Source organism: Thiobacillus sp., assembly GCF_024708915.1.
Window position 1 is genome coordinate 1 of sequence record NZ_JANJXQ010000273.1, and the last position, 2346, is coordinate 2346.

A 2346-nucleotide genomic window follows, 5' to 3' on the forward strand; every position below is an offset into this window, starting at 1 on the left:
CTTGGTCTGCGAGGAGAACTTGGGCTCGGGCACCTTGACCGACAGCACGCAGGTCAGGCCCTCGCGCATGTCGTCGCCGGTGGTTTCGACCTTGGCTTTTTTCGCCAGCTCGTTTTCTTCGATGTATTTGTTCAACACCCGCGTCATCGCCATGCGCAGGCCGGTCAGATGGGTGCCGCCATCGCGCTGCGGAATGTTGTTGGTGAAGCATTGAACGGTCTCGGAATAGCTGTCGTTCCACTGCATCGCGACTTCGACGACCATGCCGTCCTTTTCGCCGACGGCATGGAAAATTTTCGGGTGCAGCACCGATTTGACCCGGTTCACGTACTCGACGAAGCCCTTGACGCCGCCCGAATGCGCGAAGTTTTCACTTTTGCCGTCGCGATGGTCGATCAGTTCGATCTTCACGCCATTGTTGAGGAACGACAGTTCGCGGATGCGCTTGGCGAGGATGTCGAAGTGGAACTCGACCTTGCCGAAAATTTCCTCGTCTGCCAGGAAATGCACTTCGGTGCCGCGACTCTGGGTCTCACCGACAATCTTCATGGGTGACACCTCGACGCCGTTCTGCATCTCGATTACACGGTCGACGACCTTGCCGCGGTTGAATTCGAGCGCGTACTTCTTGCCGTCGCGGCGCACGAAGAGCTTCATCCACTTCGACAGGCCGTTGACGCACGACACGCCGACGCCATGCAGACCGCCGGATACCTTGTAGCTGTTCTGGTTGAACTTGCCGCCGGCGTGCAGCACGGTCAGAACGATTTCGGCCGCGCTGCGTTTCGGTTCGTGCTTGTCATCCATCTTGACGCCGACCGGAATGCCGCGCCCGTTGTCGGTAATCGAAATCGAGTTGTCGGGGTGGATGATGACCTTGATATCGTCGCACCAGCCGGCCAGCGCCTCGTCAATGGCGTTGTCCAGCACTTCGAACACCATATGGTGCAGGCCGGTGCCGTCGGACGTATCGCCGATGTACATGCCGGGACGCTTGCGTACCGCCTCCAGACCTTCCAGTTGCTGGATGCTGTCTTCGTCGTAGCCTCCGTTCACGTCGTCGGGCATCGCGTTGTCGGGCTTGTCGCTCATGGTGTTTATACCTCGTGGGGCATTCCTGCCGGTTGTTGCAAGGTGTGCAGAATCGATCGTCCGGTCTAGATGCGCATCGGCATCACGACGTACTTGAAGCCGGGTTCGGCTTCGCTGGTCAGCAGCATGCTGCTGTTGGCGTCGCCCAGCGACAGCGTGATTTCCTCGGTATTGAGTGCGCCCAGGCCATCGAGCAGGTAGGTCACGTTGAAGCCGACGTCGAGCGGATCACCGTTGTAGCTGACTTCGATTTCGTCGGCCGCTTCTTCCTGTTCGTTATTGTTGCAGACGATGCCCAGCGTGTTCTCGCTCATCACCAGGCGCACGCCGCGGAATTTTTCATTCGACAGAATCGCTGCGCGCTGCAAAGCCTGCATCACGCTCTGACGGTTGGCCTTGAGGTGGCGCGGCTGGTTGGCCGGGATGACGCGCTGGTAGTCGGGGAATTTGCCATCCACCACCTTGGTCACCAGTTCGGTGCCGGGCAGGGTAATGGTGACCTGGTTGGCGCCGATGCGCAGCTCGACCGGATCGTCCACCTCGCTCAATAGCTTGGACAGCTCGATCACGGTCTTGCGCGGAATGATGACTTCGCGCGCTTCAGCCTCGGATTCGAGCTGGGTTTCGGCATAGCTCAGACGATGGCCATCAGTGGCGACCACGCGCAGTTGCTTGCCGTCCAGCACCAGCAGCATGCCGTTGAGGTAGTAGCGGATGTCCTGGCTGGCCATAGCGAACTGCACCAATTGCAGCAGGCGCTTCAGCGTTTTTTGCGGCAGGCGGATCGCCTCGCCCAGGCCTGCCCCGGTTTCGACCCGTGGGAAATCCGCAGCAGGCAAGGTCTGCAGGGTAAAACGCGATTTACCCGCGCTGACCACCACCTGGCTATCCTTGGAGTCGAGCTTGACCTTGGCGGTGTCGGGCAGGGCACGCACGATGTCGAACAGCTTGCGCGCAGCGATGGTAATGGCGAAGTCTTCGCCCGCGTCTGTGCTCTCCAGTTGGGTGCTGACCTGCAATTCCAGGTCGGTGGCCAGCACGGACAGCTGGCCGGCTTTTTTCTCCAGCAGCAGATTGGACAGGATGGGCAGGGTATGACGCCGCTCGACCACCCCGACCACGGCGGAGAGAGAAGCAAAAAGGGCGTTGCGTTCGCTTTGTACTAATAGCATTTATATATTCCTGAGAATCATAATAAAGGCGGCCTGTAACTGGGGATAAGATTTTTTATTCAATTAAAACAATATGTTGTTG

At 58.7% G+C, this 2346-nt stretch carries 2 protein-coding genes; both read right to left on the minus strand.

Annotated features, from left to right (window positions below; translation table 11 throughout):
• A partial coding sequence (locus Q0L94_RS17625) for an ATP-binding protein (protein WP_296755946.1) occupies positions 1 to 1092 on the minus strand: 1092 nt, incomplete at its 3' end.
• A gap of 65 nt (positions 1093 to 1157) precedes the next feature.
• Positions 1158 to 2264, minus strand: coding sequence for a DNA polymerase III subunit beta (gene dnaN, locus Q0L94_RS17630; protein ID WP_296755948.1), 1107 nt, complete (start codon positions 2262 to 2264; stop codon positions 1158 to 1160).
• Positions 2265 to 2346 lie beyond the last annotated feature (82 nt).

What these genes read in the sequence shown, in the direction of transcription:
- dnaN (WP_296755948.1), bottom strand. Translation starts at nt 2,264, where the DNA reads ATGCTATTAGTACAAAGCGAACGCAACGCCCTTTTTGCTTCTCTCTCC.